Here is a 21246-nt window from a genome sequence, read left to right as displayed (position 1 = left end):
GTCTGCGTCCTCCACAAAACATGCCCTCCCACAGGGCAAAGTTTATCACAAGGTAAAAACCCAAGTCTGTCGAGGCAGAATGTAATTCGTCGCGAAGGGTAATTCAATCCGTCTAGCTGGTGGGTCGGATATACGTTTTTGTATATCATTTTATACAGGTATCACAGCTTGCGGTGAGCAAAGGCGCGCAGATTGCGCGCCTTTGCGTTCTCAATCCTACTTCAAAGCGGCATCCGTAATTTCAGTGGTAAATGCACCCGTTGGCTCCTTGGTGATGACGGGATCGGAGCCACCGCCCAGAAGCGTTTTGACGGTGCGGTCATAATCCGCCTTGTCGAGTGCGCCGGTGGAGCCTGCTGTCAGCTTGGCGACCTCAGTCATCATGCCCTTCTGGTGTGCTTCGGTCTGTGCGCCGGAGGCATCGTTTTCAAGAACGATATCGGCAGCATCGTTCGGGTTCTCTTCCGCCCACTTCCAGCCCTTCATGGAAGCGCGTACGAACTTCACCATGTTCTCCTTGAACTTGGCGTCCTTCAGCTTGTCTTCCAGCACATAGAGGCCGTCTTCCAGCGTCGCCACGCCTTCGTCCTCGTACTTGAAGGTCACGAGGTCGCTGGCCTTTACGCCTGCTTCCAGCACCTGCAAATATTCATTGTAGGTCATGGTGGAAATGCAGGCGGCCTGTTTCTGCAACAGCGGATCCACGTTGAAGCCCTGCTTCAGCACGGTCACGCCATCTGCCCCGCCCGTCGTTGGTATCTTCAGATGCGCCATCCATGACAGGAACGGATATTCGTTGCCGAAGAACCAGACGCCCAGCGTCTTGCCCTTGAAATCCGCAGGTTTGGTAATGCCGCTTTCCTTGAGGCAGGTCAGCATCATGCCGGATTTCTTGAAGGGCTGGGCGATGTTGACGAGTGGTACGCCCTTTTCGCGGGTTGCGAGTGCAGACGGCAGCCAGTCAACGACCACATCTGCGCCACCGCCTGCCAGAACCTGCGCGGGGGCGATATCCGGGCCGCCGGGCTTGATCTCGACATCGAGACCTTCGGCTTCGTAAAAGCCCTTGTCCTTGGCAACGTAATAACCAGCGAACTGGGCCTGCGTGACCCATTTCAGCTGAAGCGTGACCTTCTCGGCGGCTTGAGCGCCAAACGCCGTCATCAGCGTTGCTCCGGCCAGAAGCATGGATGCAAGTCTGTTTCTCATCGCTGTTCCCTTTTTTCGTTGTTTACGTGCGTCCACTGCGGACGGACGGATGCCAGAAGGTGACGGCGCGTTCTGCCAGCGCCACCAGCCCGTAAAAACCCGAGCCTGCGATTGCCGCGACGGCAATCTCGGCCCAGACCATATCCACATTGCTCCGGCCCATCTCGGCGGAGATGCGAAATCCCATGCCCACGATGGGCGTTCCGAAGAACTCCGCCACGATGGCACCGATCAGCGCCAGCGTGGAATTGATCTTCAAGGCGTTGAAGATGAAAGGCCAAGCGGCGGGCAGGCGCAGTTTCACCAGCGTCTGCCACCAACTGGCGGCATAGGTGTGCATCAGGTCGCGCTCCATGTGGCTGGAGGCGGACAGGCCCTGCACCGTGTTCACCAGCATGGGAAAGAAGGTCATGATGACGACGACGGCAACCTTGGACTGCCAGTCGAAACCGAACCACATGACCATGATGGGCGCGATGCCGACCACCGGCAGCGCCGAGACGAAATTGCCGATGGGCAAGAGCCCGCGTTGCAGGAAGGGCGAGCGGTCGATGATAACGGCAACGGCAAAGCCCAGACCGCAGCCCAACACATAGCCCGTCAGCACCGCTTTCAAAAAGGTCTGCCGGAAATCCGCCCATAGAATGGGGACGGAGCCGATGAGCCGCAGGAAGATGGCGCTAGGCGCTGGCAGCAGGATGGAAGGAATGGCAAAACCGCGCACCATGCCTTCCCACAGCATGATGATGGCAGCACCGAATATGAGCGGGATAGCGATGCTGCTAGCGCGTTTAGCTGAAGTGGTCTGAAAACGCCGGCGCACCAGCCATTCGTTCAACGCCCAGGCGGCAAGCCAGAACAGGACTGCGCTGATGACCCAGCCGGGATAGCTCATGGCCGCTCTCCCATTCTCTTCAGCACCGCCGTGTGGGCCATGCCGACAATCGAAACCAGAATGGCCGCAACGGCTGCTGCCATGAAGAGCGCAGCCCAGATTTGCACTGTCTGGCCGTAATAGGAACCAGAGAGCAGCCGCGCACCAAGGCCAGCGACGGCACCCGTTGGCAACTCACCGACGATGGCGCCGACCAGTGAAATGGCGATGGCAATTTTCAGCGAGGTGAAGAGATAGGGCAGGGCCGATGGCCAACGCAGCTTCCAGAAGATTTGCGACGGCGCGGCATGATAGGTGTGCATCAAATCCAGTTGGATGCTTTCCGGGCTGCGCAGCCCCTTCACCATGCCGACGACGATGGGAAAGAAGCTCAGATAGGTCGAAATCAACGCCTTCGGCAGCAGGCCGGAAATGCCCATGGAATTCAGCACGACAATGATCATCGGTGCCACGGCAATGATAGGGATCGTCTGGCTGGCAATGATCCACGGCATGACCGACCGATCCATGGCCCGGTTATGGACGATGGCCACCGCCAGCAGAATACCGAGCGCCGTGCCGATGGCAAAACCCAGCAGCGTCGCCGAAAGCGTGATGCCCGCATGGTAGACGAGGCTGCGCTTGGAGGTGACGGCCTTGTTGACGGTCGTATCCCACAGCTCCGCGATGATCTGGTGCGGGGCAGGCAGAACGGGGCGTTCCTGCGCAAAAGTTTGCGGCAGGAGTTCCGAAAAGGTCAGTTGCTGACCTGCTCTGGCGGCCTGATCGCGCGCGAAGGGCATGTTGAGATAGACGACGGCGATGTGCCAGATGACGAAAATCGCGAGGAGAATGGTGAGGACGGGAAGGATGCGGTGCCTGAGAGTGGTCATGGGTGGCCTCCTCTTCCGTCGTGCCCTTGGCGACCCCCCTCTGCCCTGCCGGGCATCTCCCCCTCAAGGGGGGAGATCGACTTGTGGAGAGCTCTCGGCAAACTCTGTCGTTGAGACTGAAGCGACGTCGGTGCGCCCAGCCAATCTCCCCCCTTGAGGGGGAGATGCCCGGCAGGGCAGAGGGGGGTAGCCACACGCGCGAAGGACAACGGCTCACCCCTCATAACTATGCCCCGCCTTCAACCCCTCACGCACCCGGTGCGCAATCTCCAGAAACTCGGGCGTCTCGCGAATCTCCAGTGGCCGGTCGGTGGGCAAAGTCGACTCGATAATGTCAGTCACCCGCCCGGGACGCGGCGACATGACGACGATTTTGGTGGAGAGATAGACCGCTTCGGGAATGGAGTGGGTGACGAAGCAGATGGTTTTGCCCGTAGTGCTCCACAGTTTCAGAAGCTGCTCGTTGAGATGGTCGCGGACGATCTCGTCCAGCGCGCCGAAGGGCTCGTCCATCAGCAGCAGGTCGGCATCGAAGGCCAGCGCGCGGGCGATGGAGGCGCGCTGCTGCATGCCGCCGGACAGTTGCCAGGGGAATTTTTTGGCAAAGCCGCTGAGGTTGACCAGATCAAGCGTGCGTTCGATCCGCGCCTGCTGTTCCGCCTTGGTATAGCCCATGATTTCGAGCGGCAATGCTATGTTCTTTTCAATCGTGCGCCACGGGTAAAGGGCCGCTGCCTGAAACACATAGCCATAGGATCGATCCTTGCGAGCATTCTCCGGTGTCGTGCCGTTGACGGTGATCTCGCCTGACGTGTGCTTTTCCAGATCGGCAATGACCCGCAGAAACGTAGTCTTCCCGCAGCCGGAAGGACCGATGAAGGATACGAACTCGCCCTTCTTGACCTCCAGATCGACATTGGAAAGCGCATGCACCGGACCATCCCCGGTTTCAAAGGTTAGGCCAAGATTTTTGGCGGAAACGACGGAGAAGGGAGCGGGTTCTGTCATTGGCATTTCGGAAGCGGTCCCCAGCTTGTGCCATCCTTGAAATTGATGGTGTATCCATCGGCACTCTTTTTGAGCTCGACGGTTTCCTTTTGTCCTTTGTCCCCCTCACTTTCGCATTGGGTGACGATTTTGAAGCCGGTCGCTGTTTTTGTCGGTTTGCCGGAAAAGGCGCAGAAGGCCGTGGAGGTGGTAATGCCCTCATCATTCAGGAGGAAAAATTCGTCGGCACCGCTCGATTCACCTGTTTTCGAATAGGTGCAGCCCTCTTTTTCTCCATAGGCTCCATCGAGAAATGTCGCGCTGTTGGCTGTGGAACCTAGCAACGCCGACATAATAGCTGCTATCAAAATCGTCTTCATCATCATCACACTCCGCTCGCCGGTATGCCCGTGCGCTCCACCTTGCGGGGTGCGACGAGTTCTTTCCATGTGGACAGTGCTTTGGCTACGGCGGGGTAGGGCTCGCGGGCCACGAACTGGCCGTGGCCTTCGCTTGTTTCTATCTTGCCCTCCTCGATTGCCACGACGCCGCGAGAGAGCGTGAAGCGAGGCAGGCCCTTGACCGTCTGGCCTTCGAAGACATTGTAATCGATGGCGGATTGCTGGTTTTTGGCGGTGATGGTCTTTTCCAGCGTCGGGTCCCAGACGACGATATCGGCATCACTGCCGACGAGGATAGCGCCCTTTTTCGGGTAGAGACTGAGGATCTTGGCGATATTGGTCGAGGTTACGGCGACGAATTCGTTCATCGTCAGGCGGCCCGTGGTTACGCCGTGCGTCCACAAAAGCGGCAGGCGATCTTCGAGCCCACCGGTGCCGTTTGGTATCTTGGTGAAATCGCCGATGCCGGTGCGCTTCTGCTCTGTCGTGAAGGCGCAATGGTCGGTCGCCACGCATTGCAGCGAGCCGGCAGCAAGTCCTGCCCAGAGGCTGTTCTGATGCTGTTTGTTTCTAAACGGTGGTGACATGACGCGGCGGGCGGCGTGGTCCCAATCGGGGTTGGCATATTCGCGCTCGTCGAGAATGAGATGCTGGATCAGCGGTTCGCCATAGACACGCATACCGTTCTGGCGTGCCCGGCGGATGGCCTCATGCGCCTGTTCGCAGGAGGTATGGACGACATAAAGCGGTGCGCCTGCCATATCCGCAATGATGATGGCGCGGTTGGTGGCTTCGCCCTCGACGGAAGCGGGGCGGGAATAGGCATGCGCCTCCGGCCCGTTATTGCCTTCAGCTAAAAGTTTCGCCTGCATCTGCGCGACGATATCGCCGTTTTCCGCATGCACCATCGGCAGTGCGCCGAGTTCGGCGCAGCGGGAAAAGGAGGCAAACATCTCGTCGTCATTCACCATCAGGGCACCCTTATAGGCCATGAAGTGCTTGAAACTATTGATGCCCTTGTCCTGCACGACAGTCTTCATCTCATTGAAGACCTGCTCACCCCACCAGGTAATCGCCATGTGAAAGGCATAGTCGCACGTGGCGCGGGTGGCCTTGTTGTCCCAGCGGTTGAGCGCATCCAGCAACGACTGGCCGGGTTCCGGCAGGCAGAAATCCACCACCATCGTCGTGCCACCGCTCAGGGCCGCCCGTGTGCCACTCTCGAAATCATCCGCCGAATAGGTGCCCATGAAGGGCATCTCCAGATGCACATGCGGATCGATACCGCCGGGCATGACGTAGCAACCCGTGGCATCCAGAATAGTGCCGCCGGAGAGGTTTTGCCCGATCTCGATGATGACCCCGCCATCGATTTTGACATCGGCCTTGTAGGTCAGATCGGCGGTGACGATGGTGCCGTTTTTGATGATGGTGGTCATTCCACGATCTCCGCAGTTTCCAGAACCGCGTGCAGCAACACGTTGCAGCCTGCGGCGGCCCATTCAGGCGAAATCTCTTCGGCTTCATTGTGGGAAAGACCACCCACGCAGGGGCAGAAAATCATGGTGGAGGGTGCGAGTTGGGCTGCCCAGCAGGCGTCGTGGCCAGCGCCGGAGATGATGTCCATGTGGCTGTAGCCGAGCTTTTCCGCCGCATTGCGCACGCGCCCGACCAGAACCGGGTCGAAAGTGACGGGGTCGAAATGGCCAATGGCTTCGATGTTGCAGCCGACGCCAAGTTCGTCTGCGATGAGAGGCACCTCGCGCTCGAAGATGGCGCGCATGGCGTCCAGCTTTTCCTGCGATGGCGTGCGCAGGTCTATGGTGAAGACCACCTTGCCGGGCAGAACGTTGCGAGAGTTGGGCGAAAAGATCATCTGCCCGACACCGGCCACCGCGCCCGGCTGGTGGGCCATGGCAACCTCTTGCACCTTTTCCAGAATGCGGGCGGCGGCGAGGCCAGCATTGACGCGCATGGGCATCGGCGTGGAGCCGGTGTGGGCTTCCTTGCCGGTCAGCGTTACCTCCAGCCACCACAGGCCCTGGCAATGGGTGACGACGCCGATCTGTTTGTTCTGCGCTTCGAGGATCGGTCCCTGTTCGATGTGATATTCGAAATAGGCGTGCATCTTGCGCGTGCCGACCTTTTCTTCACCCAGCCAGCCGATGCGCTTAAGCTCCTCACCATAGGTCTTGCCCGCTATGTCGGTGCGGGCATAGGCGTAGTTGAGATCGTGAATGCCAGCAAAAACGCCGGAGGCCAGCATGGCGGGCGCAAAGCGCGCGCCTTCTTCGTTCGCCCAATTGGTGATGACGATAGGGTGCTTCGTGCGGATATCGAGATCGTTGAGGCTGCGCACCACTTCCAGTCCCGCCAGCACGCCCAGCACACCATCGAACTTGCCGCCGGTTGGCTGTGTGTCGAGGTGGCTGCCGATATAGACGGGCAGGGCATCCGGGTCGGTGCCGGGGCGGGTGGCGAACATGGTGCCCATGGCATCGACGCCCATGCTCATGCCTGCGGCCTCACACCAGCGCTTGAACAGCTCTCTGCCTTCGGCGTCCTCATCCGTCAGGGTCTGGCGGTTGTTGCCACCGGCAATGCCGGGGCCGATCTTCGCCATGTCCATCAGGCTGTCCCAAAGGCGGTCGGTGTCGATGGTCAGATTTTTCGCGGCTATTGGATTTTTTGCGGGTGTTTCCGGCATGCCAGTCTTTTCCTCACCTGTTTTGATCGTCATCATGCAAGGGGCGTGCCGTTCCATTAGGACGCGGCGAAATGCGTGGGCGAAGCGGGCAGTCGATTAATTTGACCGACTGGTAAACATTGTGAATGTTGGCTTTGGTGCCTAAAAGAAACCGGGGGATTTTTGCTGTGTAAAGCGGTATTTTCTGATTGAGCTTTCATCAACGATTATTTTTTGCCCAAACCTGCCTTCCAATTGCATTCAAAACAGACAGAGACCCTTAGATGGCCATACCCAGAGCGGCGAAAACGCAGAAGCGAACGCGGATACAGGAAGAAAAAGAAGAGGCCATTCTGGAAGCGGCGCTCGACGTTTTCTCGGTCAGCGGCTTTCGCGGCACGACGATTGATCAGATTGCCGACGTTGCGGGGATGTCGAAGCCGAATGTGCTCTATTATTTCCGCACCAAGGAGGCGATGCACCGCGCGCTGATAGAGCGCGTGCTGGATACCTGGCTGGACCCGTTGCGGGCTTTCGATGCCGAGGGTAATCCAGAGGCGGAAATTCGCTCCTATATTCGCCGCAAGCTGGAAATGGCGCGCGACTATCCGCGCGAAAGCCGTCTGTTTGCCAACGAAATCCTGCAGGGCGCCCCTCATGTGGAAGACGAGTTAAAGGGACCGCTGAAGGAGCTGGTGGATGAGAAGGCTGGCGTCATCCGGGCATGGGCCAAGGCGGGACGCATGGCGCCGTGTGATCCGTACCACCTGATTTTCTCCATCTGGGCCACGACTCAGCACTATGCGGATTTCGACGTGCAGGTGCGGGCGGTGCTGGGAGACAATGCCGGAGAAGGGCGTTTCGAGGATGCGGCGCGGTTTCTCGAACAGCTGTTCATGGGTGGTTTAGGCATATTTTCCACACCATCTGCAAAAACATGACGTTTTGCATCAAGTTTATACTTTACTCTAAAACTCATCTTTATTATCGTAGCACCAACCTGATCGCACAGGTGGTGGTTTTCAACGATAAGGTGAGGCATGGCGCGCAAGGACAAGAAGAAGGCGGAGCGAAACGGCAAGCGGGGCAACGTGCCGCAGCAGGCAGAGCAATCCGTCTCCCAACAAGCGCCTGCCGGGCCTAAGAGCTTCCTCTATGTCGGCGGCCGTGACTGTCAGGTTGCGCATCTTCGCCAGATTGCCAGCAACTTCGATGCTGAACTCATCCATCACGATGGCGGTCTGCGCGAAGCGGTTTCGCGTATCGATACGCTGCTTCCCTCTGTGGACTGCGTGTTTTGCCCCATCGACTGTATCAGTCACGATGCGTGTTTGCGGGTAAAGTCTGGCTGCAAGAAGTTCGGCAAAACCTTCATTCCGCTGCGCAATGGCAGCAAATCCAGCCTGGAGCGCGCGCTTCAGACAATGAATGACCGCGCTGCCGCCAATTGAGAAATTACTGGCGCGCCTTCTTGAAAAAGGCGGCGGCTGCCACGGCGATCCAGCCGAGGATCATGCCCATACCGCCCATGGGTGCAGCCATCGGGAAGGCGCCGCTGCCGGTAAAATGGCGTGAGACGAGGTCTCCAGCAAAAAGTACCGTTCCGACACCAAGCAGAATGGCTGCCGGTGCTGCAGTTTTGATACGTTCCCAACCGATATAGAGGCCCAGAAGAATGGGCGCATGGGCAAGGCACATTGTGGATGCGTTGCCCAGCAGTTGTGTCGCGCCCGTGTGCATTGCCGCAGCCGCGAGAGCCACGCCGCTGGCCCCCAGAAGGCCGGAGAGGAAAAGGCTCGTTGCGCGCAGCCAGCTTTTGCTCATGATGCAGTATCTTCCTGATTTTGCATGTGGAATGCCAGCCGCTCTATCGGCGTCCAGATGATGTCGCGAAGCTTGGGGTTTTCGATGGTCTCATCCATGGCGCGGCGAAAGCACAGGAGCCACTCATCGCGTTCCGCAGCACCAATGGGTGCCACGAAATGGCGTCGCCGCAGCATGGGATGGCCGTATTTTTCGACATAGACAGGGGGTCCACCGAGATAGCCGAGCAGGTAATCGGTAAATTTGCTCTCGCTGCCGGAAAGGTCTGGCGGATGGATGGCGCGGCAGCGTGCGGCTTCGGGCAGCGTATCCATCAACTCGTAAAAGCGTTTCGCCAATGCGCGGACGGTGGTCTCACCGCCAATGGCCTCATAAAGCGTGATGGTCTCGTCCGACACCGCGTGCAGTCTCCGTTTCCCTTCGGTTTTGCCGCTTCAGGACGAAAAGAGCAACAGCAAAGGGCGGGTGCGGCAATTCGCTTCGCCGCACCTTTGGAGTTCTCTCAACCAAAGTTGCGGATGAGATCGAGGCCCTTGTTCAGCAGGGTATCGGCATCGTCTTCATTGGCAGCCTCCACATAACAGCGCATTTCAGGTGCATTACCGGAGGGGCGGAAGTGGATGGTGTCGCCGTTTGTGAGCGTAACCCGCAGACCATCGATATCGCTGGTCTCTTTAACCGCGCCGACGGGCTTGAGGAAGCTTTCAAGATTGGTGCGTGAGGAGCGCAGATGCTCCATCAGCGCAGCACTCTTTTCCTGCGCGAAATCCTGCAAGCGATCTGCGGCGGCGACGGGTAGCTTGTAGGCGGCGGCGATTTCGGAGAGCGGCTTTTTCTGTTCGGCGGCGAGTTTCAAGGCGGCGAGCAGGGGGAGGAAGCAATCGCGGGTCGGCAGGGCGGAAACCGTCTTGCCATTCAGCGTGAAGGGCGATGCCGTCAGAAAACCGCCATTGGCTTCAAAGCCGATCACGCCCTTATTGCCCTTTGAAAGAGCTTCTTCCATGCCCGCAATCACGAATGGTGAGCCGACCTTGGTGCGCAGAACCTCGAATTCGCCGCTGTCTTCGATGCCGGAATTGGAAGTGACGGGCGTGACCACGACATCTGCTTTCAGGAAGTTTGCGGTGATGAGGCCGATGAGATCGCCGCGCAGGGGATCACCATGTTCATCTGCAAGCAAGGGCCGGTCGCCATCACCATCGGCGGAGATGATGGCATCGAGCTTATGCTCAGCCGACCAAGCCTTGAGCTTCTCCAGAGTGTCGGCAGAGACCGCTTCGGTATCAACCGGAATGAAGGTTTCAGAACGGCCAAGCGGCAGAACATCTGCGCCATAGTGCTTCAGAACCTCCACGAACAGGTCGCGTGCAACCGTGCTGTGCTGGTAGACGCCGATCTTGAGGCCGGACAGCGAATTTTCGGGCAGGAGCGAGGCGTTGCGCTCGAAGAAGAAGGCATTGGCCTTTTCTGCCCGGTTTTCAGCGCTTGCCGATGTGACCGGAATATTTTCGGCTTCGACCGTCTTGGCAAGCTTGGCAATTGCCGTTTCGTCCTGCTTGTCGATTTCGCCATCCGGGCGATAGAATTTGATGCCGTTGCGATCTGCGGGGATGTGCGATCCGGTGATCATCAGTGCCGCTGCCTTGAGGGACAGGCTGTAGAGCGCAAGCGCCGGTGTCGGCAGCGCTCCGCAATCGATAGGCTTCAGGCCTGCTGCTGCAAGGGCATCGATGCAGGTCTGCGCAATAGCGGGGCTTGAGTCTCTGAAATCCTGCCCGATCAAGATGGGATCGCCAGCTTTTGCCTGTCCGGAAGTCAGAAGATGTCGTGCGAAGGCCGTGGCGTAGATGGCGGATGCCTTGCCTTTCAAATCCTGCGAAAGGCCGCGGAGACCGCTTGTTCCAAACTTCAGGCTCATGTGAAATGCTTCCTTATTCTAAGTCGTTTTATCGCTTATCGGCCAAACTGATATCAAACATAACGCAAAAGCCGCCGCATTGATCCCATCTATGACATGCCTCTGGTTGGTAGACGATCCGCGATGATCTCTCAAGTTTTGACAGCTGCCGCCCGCTCGCCCTATATCAGCCGCTCGCACAGTGGCGAGCTTGGTAGAAGGATTTCAGATGGAAACGGTATCGATCGACAATCGCGGTGATTTCGGTCTCTGGGCGATTGAGCGCGCCAAGGCGATTATTGCGGCAGAGGGATCGGACCTCGCCATCGCGTCACGCGAAGGCGATGAAAACGCGATCCGTGAGGCGGCCAACAGTCTGGGTGCGGCCATTTCCGCAGCCCTGCTGGAGGTTTATGACGGCCTTGTTCCCGAGGAGTGATCTCCCCGGTCCAGCCCCGCATAGCGAAGGGCGATGAAGGCCGTAAGGCAGGCCACGGCAAAGGCGTTAAGATTGAGCAGCTTGGCAAGGTCAGGCGCGTCCCAGATGTGTAGCGCGTCGCCAATCATATAACGTGTCAGCAGAAAACCGGCGAAGACGACGCCGGTCATGCCGATCTGCCACAGCCTTTCGCCAGCCCGAAAGGACACGGCGACGAGCATGATGCAGGCTGCGAAAAACAGCTCCGTGCCGGAGCCGGTGCCGAAGAGTTTGGTTTCAAAAACCGTATCGATGGTGCCGATGAGGGGTAGGGCGATGCGGGCGGCGAGGGCCGACCGCCGGGCGATGAAGGGAATGGCAAGGAAGAACAGGGCGGAGACAACGCTGATCAGCGATGCCTCGACGCCATTTCCAACCAGCCACCAGATCGTCAGAGGATAGAAGGGCTTGTTGATGATGATCACCCAGGCGACGGTGGTCGTCGCCGCCGTAAGGGGATCGCGTGTTCCATCCTCCGTTGCCATGCTTTAGGCCTTCGCAGGCGTCAGCAGGTAGTGACCGACACCCCAGACCGCACCCTTGTCATGTCCGAAGAGCCCGGCGGTCGCCAGAAAGAACAGCCGCCAGCGCCGACGCCACAGATTGGCGTCCTTGCCATAGACGTTCTGCAAAATCGGCGTGATGTTTTCGGATTCCCGGTCGAAATTGGCGAGCCAGTCCATGGCCGTGCGGCGATAATGATCGCCCGACCAGCGCCACTCGGCCTCGACATTGTAGACGTCTTCGAAGCGATGCGGCAAATCCAGCGCGGGCATGATGCCGCCGGTGAAGAAGTGGTGTGCAATCCAGTCTGCCGGATTGTTCTGGTCGAAGCGGTAGGAGCGGTCCTTGTGATTGAAGACGTGGATGAACAGCTTGCCATCCTCCTTCAGCCAGCTGCGCGTACGCTCAAACAGCGCGCGCCAGTTGGACATGTGTTCGAACATTTCCACCGAGACGATGCGGTCATAATGGCCGGAGGGGGCGAAATCATTCATGTCGGCAGTGATGACCGTCAGATTGGTGATGCCCTGTTGTGCCGCGAGCCCGAGAATATAGGCGCGCTGGGATGAGGAATTGGACACCGACGTAATGCGTGCATTGGGAAACTGCCGGGCAAGGTAGAGGGAAAGCGAGCCCCAGCCGCAGCCGAGTTCCAGAATATCCATGCCATCATAGATATCGGCGTGTTTGACCGTTTCGGCCAAAGCTGCCGTTTCGGCAGCGGCAAGAGTCGTGGTCGCGCTGGGGTAATAGCAGCAGGAATATTTGCGCTGAGGGCCAAGGACAAGCGCGAAGAATTCGGCCGGTACTTCGTAATGCTGGCGATTGGCCTCATCCGTATGGGTGGCGACGGGGAAGTTTGCCATATCCCGCGCAAAGGCAAGCTCTTCCGCGTGCGGTACTTTTTCCAGCCGACGTTTTGTCCGGTTGCACAGAAAATCTATGCCGGTCAGTGTCAGGCTGTCGGAAAGCGGTGCTTTCTCTGCGGTGTTAATGGCGAAAGCCAGCATATTCATCTTATACCTCCTCTTTTCTTGGTCCCGGGAAAAACGCGTTGACGCGCCGTTGAAGTGAACGGAATTTCTCGCCGCGAGAGCGCAGCATATGCTCTTCCAGCGGCGGAATTCCCGATGCGTGTACCAGCAGCCAGTACATGAGTGCTGGTGCCAGCAGCGATGCCCAGCTCCATGGTGACGGGCCGGTCAGCGCCAGCAGCGGCCACGCGCACCAGAACAGCCACTCGAAGAAATAATTGGGGTGGCGGGAATAGCGCCACAGGCCTTCCTCGCAGATTTCGGTTTTCGCCTCCGGCTTCTTGCGGAAATGTGCGAGCTGGCGATCCGACAGGGCTTCACCGCCGAGCGCGATGATGGCGACGAGAATGCCGACGATATCGAGCGCAGTCGGGAAGGGGGCCGTATTTGAGGCCGCGACATAAATGGCGACAACTAGGATCAGACCAGCCAGCGCCTGTATTTGCAGGAACTGGAACAGGCGGATGCTGGCCTTAGTGCCCCATTCCTCCACCAGCTTGGCGTAACGCGGGTCTTCGCCGCCGCCTCTGGTACGCGAACCGATATGGCTGCCGAGCCTGACGGACCAGATGGCGATGATAAGAAAGGCGGCTGCGCGCCGCTCGAACGTACCGTATGCAAAGAGGATGGCAACAAGGCCGCCAATGCCCACGGAGAAAGACCAGATCGTATCGATCCAGCCGCTGGCGCCGGTTTTTCTCTGGATAGCCCATGCCGCAGTCATGACGAGGCTGAGGCCAATAGCAATGAAGATCAACAATCCATAATTCATCGCATTCTACTTCCACCCCATAATCCTGTCGCTACAGATAGACTACGGCGGGGAAGACGAAATGGTTTCCTTTGCGCGGAAAAAAACTGAAGCGCCGATTCTTTGTGATCCAATGAAACCTTTCGACCGTTCTAGTCTTCAAAGGCGGGGTGCAGACGCATTCCGTTGGAGGAGATGATCATGAATACGGCATGGAAATACGCCATCTGCATTGTGGCGGCATCTGCGGGTGCTGCTTCGGCTGCGGATATCAATGGCCAATGGGCGCGCGGTGATGGCAATGCGAAGGTCAAGATTGCGCCCTGCGGATCGGACATTTGCGCCACCAACACCTGGATCAAGCCCGGCACGCCGAAGGAAAAAGCCGGCGACCGTCTGGTGATGACAATCAAGCCGACATCCGACGGCGAATATTCCGGCACGGCTTTCGATCCACAGCGCGACCTGACCTACAAGCTGACCGTCTCGGTCAAGGGCGACACGATGACGACAAAGGGCTGTGTTCTCGCAGGTATTCTCTGCAAGGGCGTAGACTGGTCGCGCATTCAGTAATGATTTGAAGGGCTGGGATTTGCGAATGAAGAAACGTGTTGTTGCTTATGTCTCGACGCTGGTGGTGTTTGTCGCCATCGACTTCGTGTGGCTGAGTGTGATGGCCAATGTGCTGTACCGGCCAGCACTTGGCGACATGCTGGCGGCGGATTTCCGGCCGGTTCCGGCGGTTCTGTTTTACCTGATCTATGCCGCGGGTCTGACCTTCTTTGCCGTTCGCCCCGGCCTCGTGACCGCTAAATTCGGCACCTCGTTTCTCTATGGCGCGCTTTTGGGCTTCGTGGCCTACGCCACCTACGACCTCACCAATCAGGCAACGCTGGCAAACTGGTCCACGACGCTGACCATTGCCGATCTGATCTGGGGTTCCGTTCTCTCCGCCGTGTCCGCCTGTGCGGGACACTGGATCACTGAAAAACTGAATGGGCGTATCGCCCATTGACGGACCCGGCCGCCCGCGTAATGCGTCTCCAGACGGTCGGGTTCAAATTTTCTGCCGCATGGTCAATCCGGCATCCTGCGCGCGACGTAGTAGAAGAATAGTTTCGCAGCAGTTCAGGATTATCATGGCGTCTCATCTCGTTACCGTGTTTGGTGTTTTCTTTGCGATCATGCTTGGAGGAAGCGCTCTGGCCTCGGAAAAAACCGAAAGCGCAACGACAACAGGCGAAGCCCGGATCGATGTCGGCGGCTTCAAGCTGAACAGCGTGCTGCTGCCCGCCAAAAAAGGCGCAAGCCTGCCGCCCATCGTCTTCATCCACGGCGCCAGCACAAGCCTCTATGACCCGATGTATGCGTTTCGCGAGAAGCTGGAAGGCAAAGCAACGCTGCTCTTCGTCGACAGGCCCGGTCATGGCCGCTCCGATGTGGGACCAAAGGCCAATATTCTGCCGGATGCTCAGGCAGACGCTATCGCGACCCTGATGAAGAAGCGCGGCATTCGCAAAGCCATTATCGTCGGTCATTCCTTCGGCGGCGCGATAACGGCGGCCTTTGCGGTGCGACACAAGGATATGGTGGAGGGCTTGGTGTTTCTCTCGCCTGCGCTTTACCCGTGGCCGGGGGGCGTCTCCTGGTATTACGATGCTGCGCGCGTGCCCGTTGCTGGCGTGGTGTTCAGCACGCTGGTTGCGCCCGCTGCCGGGGCTCTGGTTATCGATGGGGCGGTAAAATCCGTCTTTGCGCCCAATCCACGACCTTCGGACTACATTGCCAAAACCAAGGCCTATCAGGCGCTGCGTCCCGTTGCCTTCCGCCATAATGCGCAGGAAGTGGGCGGGCTGAATGCCTGGGCGAAGACGGCTTCCGCGCAGTTTCGTGACATAAAAGCGCCGACCGTCATAATTGCGGGAGATGCCGACAAGGTCGTGTCCACCGACATCCATTCACGCCATCTGGCGCGCGACATCCGCGGTGCGGAACTGATCGTCGTGCACAATCTCGGCCACAAGTCAGATTATGTGGCGAGCGATCTGGCGATTGCGGCCATGGAAAAGATTGCTGGCAAGAAGCGCAATCTCAAATCCATCGCAAAAACGCTGGAAGCAAAAATTGCCAATGACGGCAAATAAGTAGACTGGCCGGTGCAACACCGGCCAGTCCCTGTCTTTCTGACTTACATCGACAGAATGGCGATGGCGCGAACCGGGTTTTCAACGCCCGTAATGTCACCTGCCTTGGTGGCTTTACCGGTTTCCAGATCGACGGTGTAAAGCGTCTTGTCTGCTGCCAGCCATGCGGTGTTCTTGCCTTCTGCCGTCGTCTGAATATCGAAGGCATAGGTCGCAGGCTTGCCATCGATGCCAAGCTTGCCGATGGACTTCAGCGTGCCGTCATTTGGCTTGGTCTGCTGAACCAGCGCGCCTGTGGTGGCGTCGATGTTATACATGGCGGTCTTTTCAGGCTTGCCAAACGAGTTGGTGTAGGCGGCTGCCACGACATTTGGCGTTTCGCCCTTGTGCATGTCGCCATCTTCATAGGCCAGCGTACCATCGACAGTCACGGCACCCGTATCAGGGTGGACGCGGTGGTTGGTCGTACCGGTCATGTAGCGCAGACGGTCTGCCATGGGGTTGAAGTCCACGATGACGGGTGCCTGCGTCATGGTCAGCGGCTTGTCCATTTTTGCGACTTCGGTTGCTGCACCCGTTTCCAGATTGATGGAAACGATGGTGTTGTCAGGTGTCACGCCAATAACCGTCTTGTTGCCGGGACGGAAATCGATGCCGACCAGCTTGTCGACGCCGGTCACGTCCATGGACTTGGTGACTTCAGGCTTTTCGGTATCGAACATGACAAGCGTCTTGTCGCCGGTCAGACCGAGAACGGGTGCTGCCGAGGCATAGGTTGCTGTTGCAGCGAGCAGGGCAGAAGCAATCGTTGCTGTGCGAATGATGGTCATATCTTTCTCCCGTGTTAAATCCGTTTCGAGAGGCGGCCAGCGCTGCGCTGTTCATCGCTCTCAAAGGGTAGACACATGGGGAGGGGCCTTTGGATGCAGCGGTGCAAAATTTTTTTTGATTTGCATCCAACGTGGCGTTTCCTGTGTATGGTTTTCTAGAGAACATGCACAGCGGGAGAGGCTCTTTGGACGTAAAGCAGACACAAGCAGACGATTTTGGCGCGGCCCTTACCGCCTGCGCCAAGGGGGATCGAAACGGCTTGCGGCTGATTTTCGACAGGGAAGCCGGGCGGCTTATCGCCGTGGCCCAGCGTATCGTGCGGCGACGCGATCTGGCGGAAGAGGTGGTGCAGGAGGCCTTCATCCGCATCTGGAAGAACGCGCACCAATATGCGCCGGAGCGCGGCTCTGCGCGGGGCTGGATTTATGCCATCGTTCGCAACCGGGCGCTCAATATGCTCAGAGACGGCAAGCGCGAGGATCTGGTGACGGACGATCATCTGGAGACGTTGCAGGAAGCGCAGCATGTGGAGCAGATCATGGCGTCCTGGCACCGGCTGGACCAGAACAGCAAGCTTCGTGACTGCCTCTCCACGCTGGATGAAACCCGCCGCCGCGGCATTCTCATGGCCTATGTTGGCGGCTATACCCATGGTGAAATTGCCGGACGGCTGAAAATTCCGCTCGGCACCACGAAGTCGTGGATAAGGCGCGGCCTGTCTTCGCTGCGGGAGTGCATGGCATGACCGAGATCAAGCAGGACATCGCCCGCATCGCCGATGAATATGTGCTCGGCCTTCTGGATGACGACGACCAAGAGCGCGTGGAAGCACAGATCACCGACAACCGCGATCTGCGCGATGCCATCGCCGCCAGCCGAGAGCGGTTTCTGCCGCTCGACACATCCGTCGATGAAGCACCACCCAGCCCATCGCTGTGGCAACGCATCGACGCCGGTCTAGCAGCTGCTCAGGACGAAACACCTAAAAAGCCTCTAGCCGCTTCCAACGACAATCGCCTGTCGCTGTGGAAACGAACCGCCGTCGCATCTCTTGCCGCATCGCTGCTGCTGACAGCCGGCCTCGGCTGGTCTCTCATGCGCCCGGTCGATCCGGTCGTCGTCGCAATTTTGGTGAACGACGCCGGTGAGCCCCAGGCCATCGTGGAAGACTTCAGCAACAAACAGGCCAGCATCCGCCTGCTGGCCGATTTCACCGTGCCGGAAGGCAAAACCATGCAGGTCTGGACCCTCCCAAACCGCGAAATGGGCCCCGTCTCCCTCGGCCTCCTGGACCAGCACCGCTCCGCCAAACTGGCAACGCCAACTTTGCCAGAACCGAAAAACGACCAGCTCTACGAAATCACGCTCGAACAATCAGGCGGATCACCAACTGGCAGGCCGACAGGACCGATACTGGTAAAGGGATTTGCGAAGATACCGTTGTAGTGGCGCACCCGACAGGATTCGAACCTGTGACCTTTGGAATCGGAATCCAACACTCTATCCAGCTGAGCTACGGGTGCATCCGTGCGTGCGATGAATCGCATCTGGTAGCGATTGGTTCTTAGCTCAGCTTGTCGTCCGCATCAATGCGTAAAATCGATGTGGTGGTTTTGCGACTGGTTTATTGCGTCAGAAGCATATCTCCGGGCGTGATTTTCCTCGCTTAAAAATTGTGCGACCAAAAAAATATCAGGATTAATTTTAGCGCATATTCTGGTTTTTGCATATTCGCATTGCAAGTAGTATTTTGCCGCATAATTGCTTTTTGAGTGTTTCAACTGCTTTTATTGCGAGAAAACATGATGTTGTGGGGAGGAGCCGGGATGCAACCTGAGCTATGTTTGCGCTAACTTGTAATGAAAGCGACTAATCACGGGCGCAAAACTTTATATCGTTGCTTTATCTATTATTAAACCTTGTTCTAATAAACGTAATTGGGTAATTAACTATAGTTCACGAAGACGAATCAAAGGGGACCAGAATGACAGTCAGTCTCGCATTCGAGCATGGCAGAGCTAAAATGGCCTATGTGGAAGCCGATGAAGTGCCTATGGTTTCCAAGTCAGAAATCGACTATTCGATTCTATCGGAGGCCGTTGTTTATCGGCTTCGACGCGCTCAGCTATCGGTTGTAAGTGATTTTAACGAGAGCCTGCTGGCCTACGGGCTGCGCCCGGCAGATTTCTCGGTTCTGATCGTCGTGGCGAACAATACGGGCTTGAAGCAGAGCGATGTTGCAGAAGCGCTCGGTATCCAGCGCGCCAACTTCGTTGCCATCATCGACGGTCTCGAGGACAAGGGTCTGCTGCACAGACGCCGCTCGGATTCCGACAGGCGCGTACATTATATCGAGATGACCGAGGAGGGTCGTTCCGTTCTGGAAGAGATTTCCCAGATTTGGAAAGATCACGAGGACAAGCTGATCGACCGTTTGGGCGGTGAGAAGGCGCGTGACCAGCTGGTTGGTCTTCTGCGCCGCATTCAGGATTGATCACAGGCACTTTTTATCGATGAAGACCAGAAAGGTGCGGTTTGGCCGCACCTTTTCTTTTGGAGGTGTTTACACTTTCATGGCGCCGGGGCCCGGGGTTGCGCCAGCTGGCACCTTGCCCAGAATGATCATGCCCAGCACCTCGTCCTTGGTCACATCCTGCGTTCTGGCGTGGCCGACGACCTTTCCGTTTTTCATTACGAAAACACGGTCTGCGAGGTCGAAGACATCGTGGATGTCGTGGCTGATCAGGAAAATGCCGATACCCTGCTTCTTCAGCTCCTTGACCAGATCACCCACCTGTGCGGTTTCCTGCGGGCCGAGCGCTGCCGTCGGCTCGTCCATAATGAGGATGCGGGCGTCGAAAAGAATGGCGCGGGCGATGGCGACGGATTGGCGCTGGCCGCCTGAGAGCGCCTTGACCGGCTCCTTGAAGCGTTTGAAGTTGGGGTTGAGACGGCCCATGACCTCGCGGGCAGAGGCTTCCATGGCCACATCGTCCAGCGTGCCCCATGGGGTGCGCAATTCGCGACCGAGGTAGAGATTGGCGGCGGCATCGACATTATCGGCCACGGCCAGCGTCTGGTAGATGGTTTCGATGCCGAATTTCTTGGCATCGCGCGGGTTTCTGATATCGGCATCCTCACCATTGATGAGGATTTCGCCGCCATCGCGACGATAGGCGCCGGACAGGATTTTGATCAGCGTCGATTTGCCCGCGCCATTGTGACCCAGCAGCGCCACGACTTCACCGCGGTGAAGGTCTACCGAGGCGTTTTCCACCGCGTGGATGCCGCCGAAAGAAATGGAAATATTGCGCATTTCCACAAGCGGAGTGGATTGGTCCGTCATATCGGAAACTCCTCTTTTATTGTTTGGCGCATGATCACTTGGCTCTGGCGCGGTAGACCGTGTCCAGCCAGACGGCCATGACCAGCACGACGCCGATGACGATGCTTTGCAATGGCGTATCCATTCCCAGAAGTACCATGCCGGAGTTTAGCGATTGCATGACCACGGCTCCCAGAATGGCACCGGCGATGGTCCCAGCACCACCGGCCAGCGACGTGCCGCCAATGACGGCTGCGGCGATGGTGTAAAGCTCATCCAGCGTGCCCTGCGCATTGGTCGCAGCATTCAGACGCGCCGTAGAGATGGCCGCGGCAATCGCGCATAGCGCACCCATCAGCGCGAATATCCTGACCGTGACCCAGCGTGTTTTGATGCCAGCCAGAACCGCAGCTTCCGGGTTGCCGCCAATGGCAAAGACGTAGCGACCAAAGCGGGTGCGATTGGTAATGAAGTTCATGACGATGGCGATGCCGAGCGCGATCAGCACCGGAATGGCAATGCCAAGGGAAATCTCAAGCCCACCATCCGGCCATGCTATGCCGTTTGCCTCGGCATATTTGCGGGCGAGATTGACCGGCATGTAGTAGCTGTTCAGCACTTTCACCGCGCCAAGCACAACGCCGCAGCCGATGATACCCATCAGATATTCCGCCCAGATAGGTTTGAGCGGAAAACCGAACCGTTTGCGCTGGCGTCTTGAATTGATGATGGACAGGATGATGAGGACGCAGGCGATGATGCCAACGATCCAGCTTGCTGTGGCGCCAATCGATCCGTCCGCGCCGCCGCCCATAAGACGGAAGCGGGTGTCCATGGGCGCAACGGTCGCACCGCTCGTCACCATCCATGCCGCGCCGCGCCAGACCAGCAGGCCACCCAGCGTGACGATGAAGGAGGGAACATTCATGAAGGCGATGATCACGCCCTGAAATGCACCGATGGCAGCACCCAGCACGATGCCGACGCTTAAAGCGATCATCCATGACATCGGGTGGTCGTAACCCAGCCATCCCGGCAGGAAACGCGTCTGGGTCACAGCCATGATCATGCCGACGAAGCCGAGGATAGATCCCACCGAAAGGTCGATGTTGCGGGTGACGATGACCAGCACCATGCCGGTTGCCATGACGGACACGGATGCCGCCTGAACCGAAAGGTTCCACAAATTGCGCGAGGTGAGGAACAGGCCGCCGGACAGGATTTCAAATCCAACCCATATGGAAAACAGCGCCACGACCATGCCCAGAAGCCGGGTGTCGATTTCCGTCGCGTTTAAAAAGCGTCGCAACGGGTTTCCCCGCTCTGCCCGCGCACCGGATGACGGTGCGACAACGGTTTGTTCCGCCATATTCCCTATACTCCTTGAAATATCTCATGCCTTGCGCGT

At 58.0% G+C, this 21246-nt stretch carries 24 protein-coding genes, 1 tRNA gene and 1 pseudogene; 9 read left to right on the top strand and 17 right to left on the bottom strand.

Annotated elements, in window-relative coordinates:
• Positions 1–216: 216 nt before the first annotated feature.
• The 7 genes from ABUK73_RS11800 to ABUK73_RS11770 all read right to left on the bottom strand — a co-directional run bounded on the left by ABUK73_RS11800 (position 217) and on the right by ABUK73_RS11770 (position 7071).
• Entirely contained in the window at positions 217–1209 is a 993-nt protein-coding gene (locus tag ABUK73_RS11800) for an ABC transporter substrate-binding protein (protein WP_353577434.1), read from the bottom strand.
• A gap of 22 nt (positions 1210–1231) precedes the next feature.
• Positions 1232–2104, bottom strand: coding sequence for an ABC transporter permease (locus ABUK73_RS11795; RefSeq protein ID WP_353577433.1), 873 nt, complete (start codon positions 2102–2104; stop codon positions 1232–1234).
• On the bottom strand, positions 2101–2976 hold the full coding sequence (locus ABUK73_RS11790) for an ABC transporter permease (RefSeq protein ID WP_353577432.1): 876 nt from the start codon (positions 2974–2976) through the stop codon (positions 2101–2103). Before ABUK73_RS11790 ends, ABUK73_RS11795 begins: the two co-directional genes overlap by 4 nt.
• A gap of 213 nt (positions 2977–3189) precedes the next feature.
• Positions 3190–3984 carry an ABC transporter ATP-binding protein gene (locus ABUK73_RS11785; protein WP_353577431.1) on the bottom strand — a complete coding sequence of 265 codons (795 nt, stop codon included), beginning with the start codon at positions 3982–3984 and terminating at the stop codon, positions 3190–3192.
• Positions 3981–4346 carry a hypothetical protein gene (locus ABUK73_RS11780; protein ID WP_353577430.1) on the bottom strand — a complete coding sequence of 122 codons (366 nt, stop codon included), beginning with the start codon at positions 4344–4346 and terminating at the stop codon, positions 3981–3983. The genes ABUK73_RS11785 and ABUK73_RS11780 overlap by 4 nt, the downstream gene beginning before the upstream one ends.
• A 2-nt stretch (positions 4347–4348) precedes the next feature.
• Entirely contained in the window at positions 4349–5803 is a 1455-nt protein-coding gene (gene hydA, locus ABUK73_RS11775) for a dihydropyrimidinase (protein WP_353577429.1), read from the bottom strand.
• Positions 5800–7071 carry a Zn-dependent hydrolase gene (locus tag ABUK73_RS11770; protein ID WP_454892359.1) on the bottom strand — a complete coding sequence of 424 codons (1272 nt, stop codon included), beginning with the start codon at positions 7069–7071 and terminating at the stop codon, positions 5800–5802. The genes hydA and ABUK73_RS11770 overlap by 4 nt, the downstream gene beginning before the upstream one ends.
• A 263-nt stretch (positions 7072–7334) precedes the next feature.
• Between ABUK73_RS11770 and ABUK73_RS11765 the strand changes: the two genes are divergently transcribed.
• Both ABUK73_RS11765 and ABUK73_RS11760 read left to right on the top strand, forming a co-directional pair.
• Positions 7335–7991, top strand: coding sequence for a TetR family transcriptional regulator C-terminal domain-containing protein (locus ABUK73_RS11765; RefSeq protein ID WP_113088953.1), 657 nt, complete (start codon positions 7335–7337; stop codon positions 7989–7991).
• A 201-nt stretch (positions 7992–8192) separates the two neighbouring features.
• A pseudogene (locus ABUK73_RS11760) lies at positions 8193–8501 on the top strand (DUF2325 domain-containing protein); the annotation flags it as partial.
• Between the two features lie 4 nt (positions 8502–8505).
• Here the strand turns inward: ABUK73_RS11760 and ABUK73_RS11755 are convergent.
• The 3 genes from ABUK73_RS11755 to ABUK73_RS11745 all read right to left on the bottom strand — a co-directional run bounded on the left by ABUK73_RS11755 (position 8506) and on the right by ABUK73_RS11745 (position 10792).
• Complete coding sequence (locus tag ABUK73_RS11755) at positions 8506–8874, bottom strand: DUF423 domain-containing protein (RefSeq protein WP_353577427.1); 369 nt, start codon at positions 8872–8874, stop codon at positions 8506–8508.
• Positions 8871–9272, bottom strand: a complete 402-nt coding sequence (locus tag ABUK73_RS11750; protein WP_353577426.1) for a group II truncated hemoglobin — start codon at positions 9270–9272, stop codon at positions 8871–8873. The genes ABUK73_RS11755 and ABUK73_RS11750 overlap by 4 nt, the downstream gene beginning before the upstream one ends.
• Before the next feature lie 104 nt (positions 9273–9376).
• On the bottom strand, positions 9377–10792 hold the full coding sequence (locus ABUK73_RS11745; protein ID WP_353577425.1) for a phosphomannomutase: 1416 nt from the start codon (positions 10790–10792) through the stop codon (positions 9377–9379).
• 208 nt (positions 10793–11000) lie between these two features.
• Here ABUK73_RS11745 and ABUK73_RS11740 point away from each other — a divergent pair, with 208 nt between their 5' ends.
• The gene (locus tag ABUK73_RS11740; protein WP_113088958.1) at positions 11001–11210 is read left to right on the top strand and encodes a hypothetical protein; all 210 of its coding nucleotides are present in this window, start codon (positions 11001–11003) and stop codon (positions 11208–11210) included.
• Here the strand turns inward: ABUK73_RS11740 and ABUK73_RS11735 are convergent.
• Genes ABUK73_RS11735 through ABUK73_RS11725 form a run of 3 tightly spaced genes read right to left on the bottom strand, consistent with a single transcriptional unit; the run spans position 11183 to position 13559 of the window.
• Positions 11183–11734: a hypothetical protein gene (locus tag ABUK73_RS11735; RefSeq protein WP_353577424.1), complete on the bottom strand. Its 552-nt coding sequence runs from the start codon at positions 11732–11734 to the stop codon at positions 11183–11185. The genes ABUK73_RS11740 and ABUK73_RS11735 overlap by 28 nt on opposite strands.
• A gap of 3 nt (positions 11735–11737) precedes the next feature.
• Entirely contained in the window at positions 11738–12769 is a 1032-nt protein-coding gene (locus tag ABUK73_RS11730) for an SAM-dependent methyltransferase (protein ID WP_353577423.1), read from the bottom strand.
• A 1-nt stretch (position 12770) separates the two neighbouring features.
• Positions 12771–13559: a DUF1295 domain-containing protein gene (locus tag ABUK73_RS11725; RefSeq protein ID WP_353577422.1), complete on the bottom strand. Its 789-nt coding sequence runs from the start codon at positions 13557–13559 to the stop codon at positions 12771–12773.
• Positions 13560–13739: 180 nt separating this feature from the next.
• Between ABUK73_RS11725 and ABUK73_RS11720 the strand changes: the two genes are divergently transcribed.
• The 3 genes from ABUK73_RS11720 (at position 13740) to ABUK73_RS11710 (ending at position 15682) form a co-directional block, all read left to right on the top strand.
• Positions 13740–14111, top strand: a complete 372-nt coding sequence (locus tag ABUK73_RS11720) for a DUF2147 domain-containing protein (RefSeq protein ID WP_353577421.1) — start codon at positions 13740–13742, stop codon at positions 14109–14111.
• A 25-nt stretch (positions 14112–14136) separates the two neighbouring features.
• Positions 14137–14553 (top strand): DUF2177 family protein, encoded by a 417-nt coding sequence (locus tag ABUK73_RS11715; RefSeq protein ID WP_353577420.1) that lies wholly within the window; start codon positions 14137–14139, stop codon positions 14551–14553.
• A 124-nt stretch (positions 14554–14677) separates the two neighbouring features.
• Positions 14678–15682: an alpha/beta fold hydrolase gene (locus tag ABUK73_RS11710; RefSeq protein ID WP_353577419.1), complete on the top strand. Its 1005-nt coding sequence runs from the start codon at positions 14678–14680 to the stop codon at positions 15680–15682.
• Positions 15683–15726: 44 nt separating this feature from the next.
• Here the strand turns inward: ABUK73_RS11710 and ABUK73_RS11705 are convergent, their stop codons facing one another.
• Complete coding sequence (locus ABUK73_RS11705) at positions 15727–16512, bottom strand: DUF4394 domain-containing protein (protein ID WP_353577418.1); 786 nt, start codon at positions 16510–16512, stop codon at positions 15727–15729.
• A 185-nt stretch (positions 16513–16697) separates the two neighbouring features.
• On the opposite strand from ABUK73_RS11705, the gene ABUK73_RS11700 reads away from it, so the two are divergent.
• Together ABUK73_RS11700 and ABUK73_RS11695 are read left to right on the top strand one after the other, a co-directional pair.
• Positions 16698–17258, top strand: a complete 561-nt coding sequence (locus tag ABUK73_RS11700) for a sigma-70 family RNA polymerase sigma factor (protein ID WP_353577417.1) — start codon at positions 16698–16700, stop codon at positions 17256–17258.
• A complete protein-coding gene (locus tag ABUK73_RS11695; RefSeq protein ID WP_353577416.1) occupies positions 17255–17959 on the top strand; it encodes an anti-sigma factor in 705 nt (234 codons plus the stop codon). The genes ABUK73_RS11700 and ABUK73_RS11695 overlap by 4 nt, the downstream gene beginning before the upstream one ends.
• Here ABUK73_RS11695 and ABUK73_RS11690 read toward each other — a convergent pair.
• Positions 17960–18036: transfer RNA gene (locus ABUK73_RS11690), tRNA-Arg, on the bottom strand.
• Between the two features lie 461 nt (positions 18037–18497).
• Here ABUK73_RS11690 and ABUK73_RS11685 point away from each other — a divergent pair.
• Positions 18498–19007, top strand: a complete 510-nt coding sequence (locus tag ABUK73_RS11685; RefSeq protein WP_113088967.1) for a MarR family winged helix-turn-helix transcriptional regulator — start codon at positions 18498–18500, stop codon at positions 19005–19007.
• Between the two features lie 69 nt (positions 19008–19076).
• Here the strand turns inward: ABUK73_RS11685 and ABUK73_RS11680 are convergent, their stop codons facing one another.
• Complete coding sequence (locus ABUK73_RS11680; protein ID WP_113088968.1) at positions 19077–19859, bottom strand: ATP-binding cassette domain-containing protein; 783 nt, start codon at positions 19857–19859, stop codon at positions 19077–19079.
• A gap of 34 nt (positions 19860–19893) precedes the next feature.
• Positions 19894–21207, bottom strand: coding sequence for a sugar ABC transporter permease (locus ABUK73_RS11675; RefSeq protein ID WP_113088969.1), 1314 nt, complete (start codon positions 21205–21207; stop codon positions 19894–19896).
• Positions 21208–21246: the final 39 nt, after the last annotated feature.

Origin of the sequence: Agrobacterium vacciniicorymbosi (assembly GCF_040427045.1) — a bacterium.
Lineage (GTDB): Bacteria > Pseudomonadota > Alphaproteobacteria > Rhizobiales > Rhizobiaceae > Agrobacterium.
Note: the sequence above shows the minus strand (reverse complement) of the source record. Positions and strands in the feature narration are given on the sequence as shown.

Excerpts from the sequence above, each read along its gene's own strand:
- ABUK73_RS11800 (WP_353577434.1), bottom strand. The coding sequence starts at position 1,209 with ATGAGAAACAGACTTGCATCCATGCTTCTGGCCGGAGCAACGCTGATG.
- ABUK73_RS11795 (WP_353577433.1), bottom strand. The coding sequence starts at position 2,104 with ATGAGCTATCCCGGCTGGGTCATCAGCGCAGTCCTGTTCTGGCTTGCC.
- ABUK73_RS11790 (WP_353577432.1), bottom strand. The coding sequence starts at position 2,976 with ATGACCACTCTCAGGCACCGCATCCTTCCCGTCCTCACCATTCTCCTC.
- ABUK73_RS11785 (WP_353577431.1), bottom strand. The coding sequence starts at position 3,984 with ATGACAGAACCCGCTCCCTTCTCCGTCGTTTCCGCCAAAAATCTTGGC.
- ABUK73_RS11780 (WP_353577430.1), bottom strand. The coding sequence starts at position 4,346 with ATGATGAAGACGATTTTGATAGCAGCTATTATGTCGGCGTTGCTAGGT.
- hydA (WP_353577429.1), bottom strand. The coding sequence starts at position 5,803 with ATGACCACCATCATCAAAAACGGCACCATCGTCACCGCCGATCTGACC.
- ABUK73_RS11770 (WP_454892359.1), bottom strand. The coding sequence starts at position 7,071 with ATGCCGGAAACACCCGCAAAAAATCCAATAGCCGCGAAAAATCTGACC.
- ABUK73_RS11765 (WP_113088953.1), top strand. The coding sequence starts at position 7,335 with ATGGCCATACCCAGAGCGGCGAAAACGCAGAAGCGAACGCGGATACAG.
- ABUK73_RS11755 (WP_353577427.1), bottom strand. The coding sequence starts at position 8,874 with ATGAGCAAAAGCTGGCTGCGCGCAACGAGCCTTTTCCTCTCCGGCCTT.
- ABUK73_RS11745 (WP_353577425.1), bottom strand. The coding sequence starts at position 10,792 with ATGAGCCTGAAGTTTGGAACAAGCGGTCTCCGCGGCCTTTCGCAGGAT.
- ABUK73_RS11740 (WP_113088958.1), top strand. The coding sequence starts at position 11,001 with ATGGAAACGGTATCGATCGACAATCGCGGTGATTTCGGTCTCTGGGCG.
- ABUK73_RS11735 (WP_353577424.1), bottom strand. The coding sequence starts at position 11,734 with ATGGCAACGGAGGATGGAACACGCGATCCCCTTACGGCGGCGACGACC.
- ABUK73_RS11730 (WP_353577423.1), bottom strand. The coding sequence starts at position 12,769 with ATGAATATGCTGGCTTTCGCCATTAACACCGCAGAGAAAGCACCGCTT.
- ABUK73_RS11725 (WP_353577422.1), bottom strand. The coding sequence starts at position 13,559 with ATGAATTATGGATTGTTGATCTTCATTGCTATTGGCCTCAGCCTCGTC.
- ABUK73_RS11720 (WP_353577421.1), top strand. The coding sequence starts at position 13,740 with ATGAATACGGCATGGAAATACGCCATCTGCATTGTGGCGGCATCTGCG.
- ABUK73_RS11715 (WP_353577420.1), top strand. The coding sequence starts at position 14,137 with ATGAAGAAACGTGTTGTTGCTTATGTCTCGACGCTGGTGGTGTTTGTC.
- ABUK73_RS11710 (WP_353577419.1), top strand. The coding sequence starts at position 14,678 with ATGGCGTCTCATCTCGTTACCGTGTTTGGTGTTTTCTTTGCGATCATG.
- ABUK73_RS11705 (WP_353577418.1), bottom strand. The coding sequence starts at position 16,512 with ATGACCATCATTCGCACAGCAACGATTGCTTCTGCCCTGCTCGCTGCA.
- ABUK73_RS11695 (WP_353577416.1), top strand. The coding sequence starts at position 17,255 with ATGACCGAGATCAAGCAGGACATCGCCCGCATCGCCGATGAATATGTG.
- ABUK73_RS11685 (WP_113088967.1), top strand. The coding sequence starts at position 18,498 with ATGACAGTCAGTCTCGCATTCGAGCATGGCAGAGCTAAAATGGCCTAT.
- ABUK73_RS11680 (WP_113088968.1), bottom strand. The coding sequence starts at position 19,859 with ATGACGGACCAATCCACTCCGCTTGTGGAAATGCGCAATATTTCCATT.
- ABUK73_RS11675 (WP_113088969.1), bottom strand. The coding sequence starts at position 21,207 with ATGGCGGAACAAACCGTTGTCGCACCGTCATCCGGTGCGCGGGCAGAG.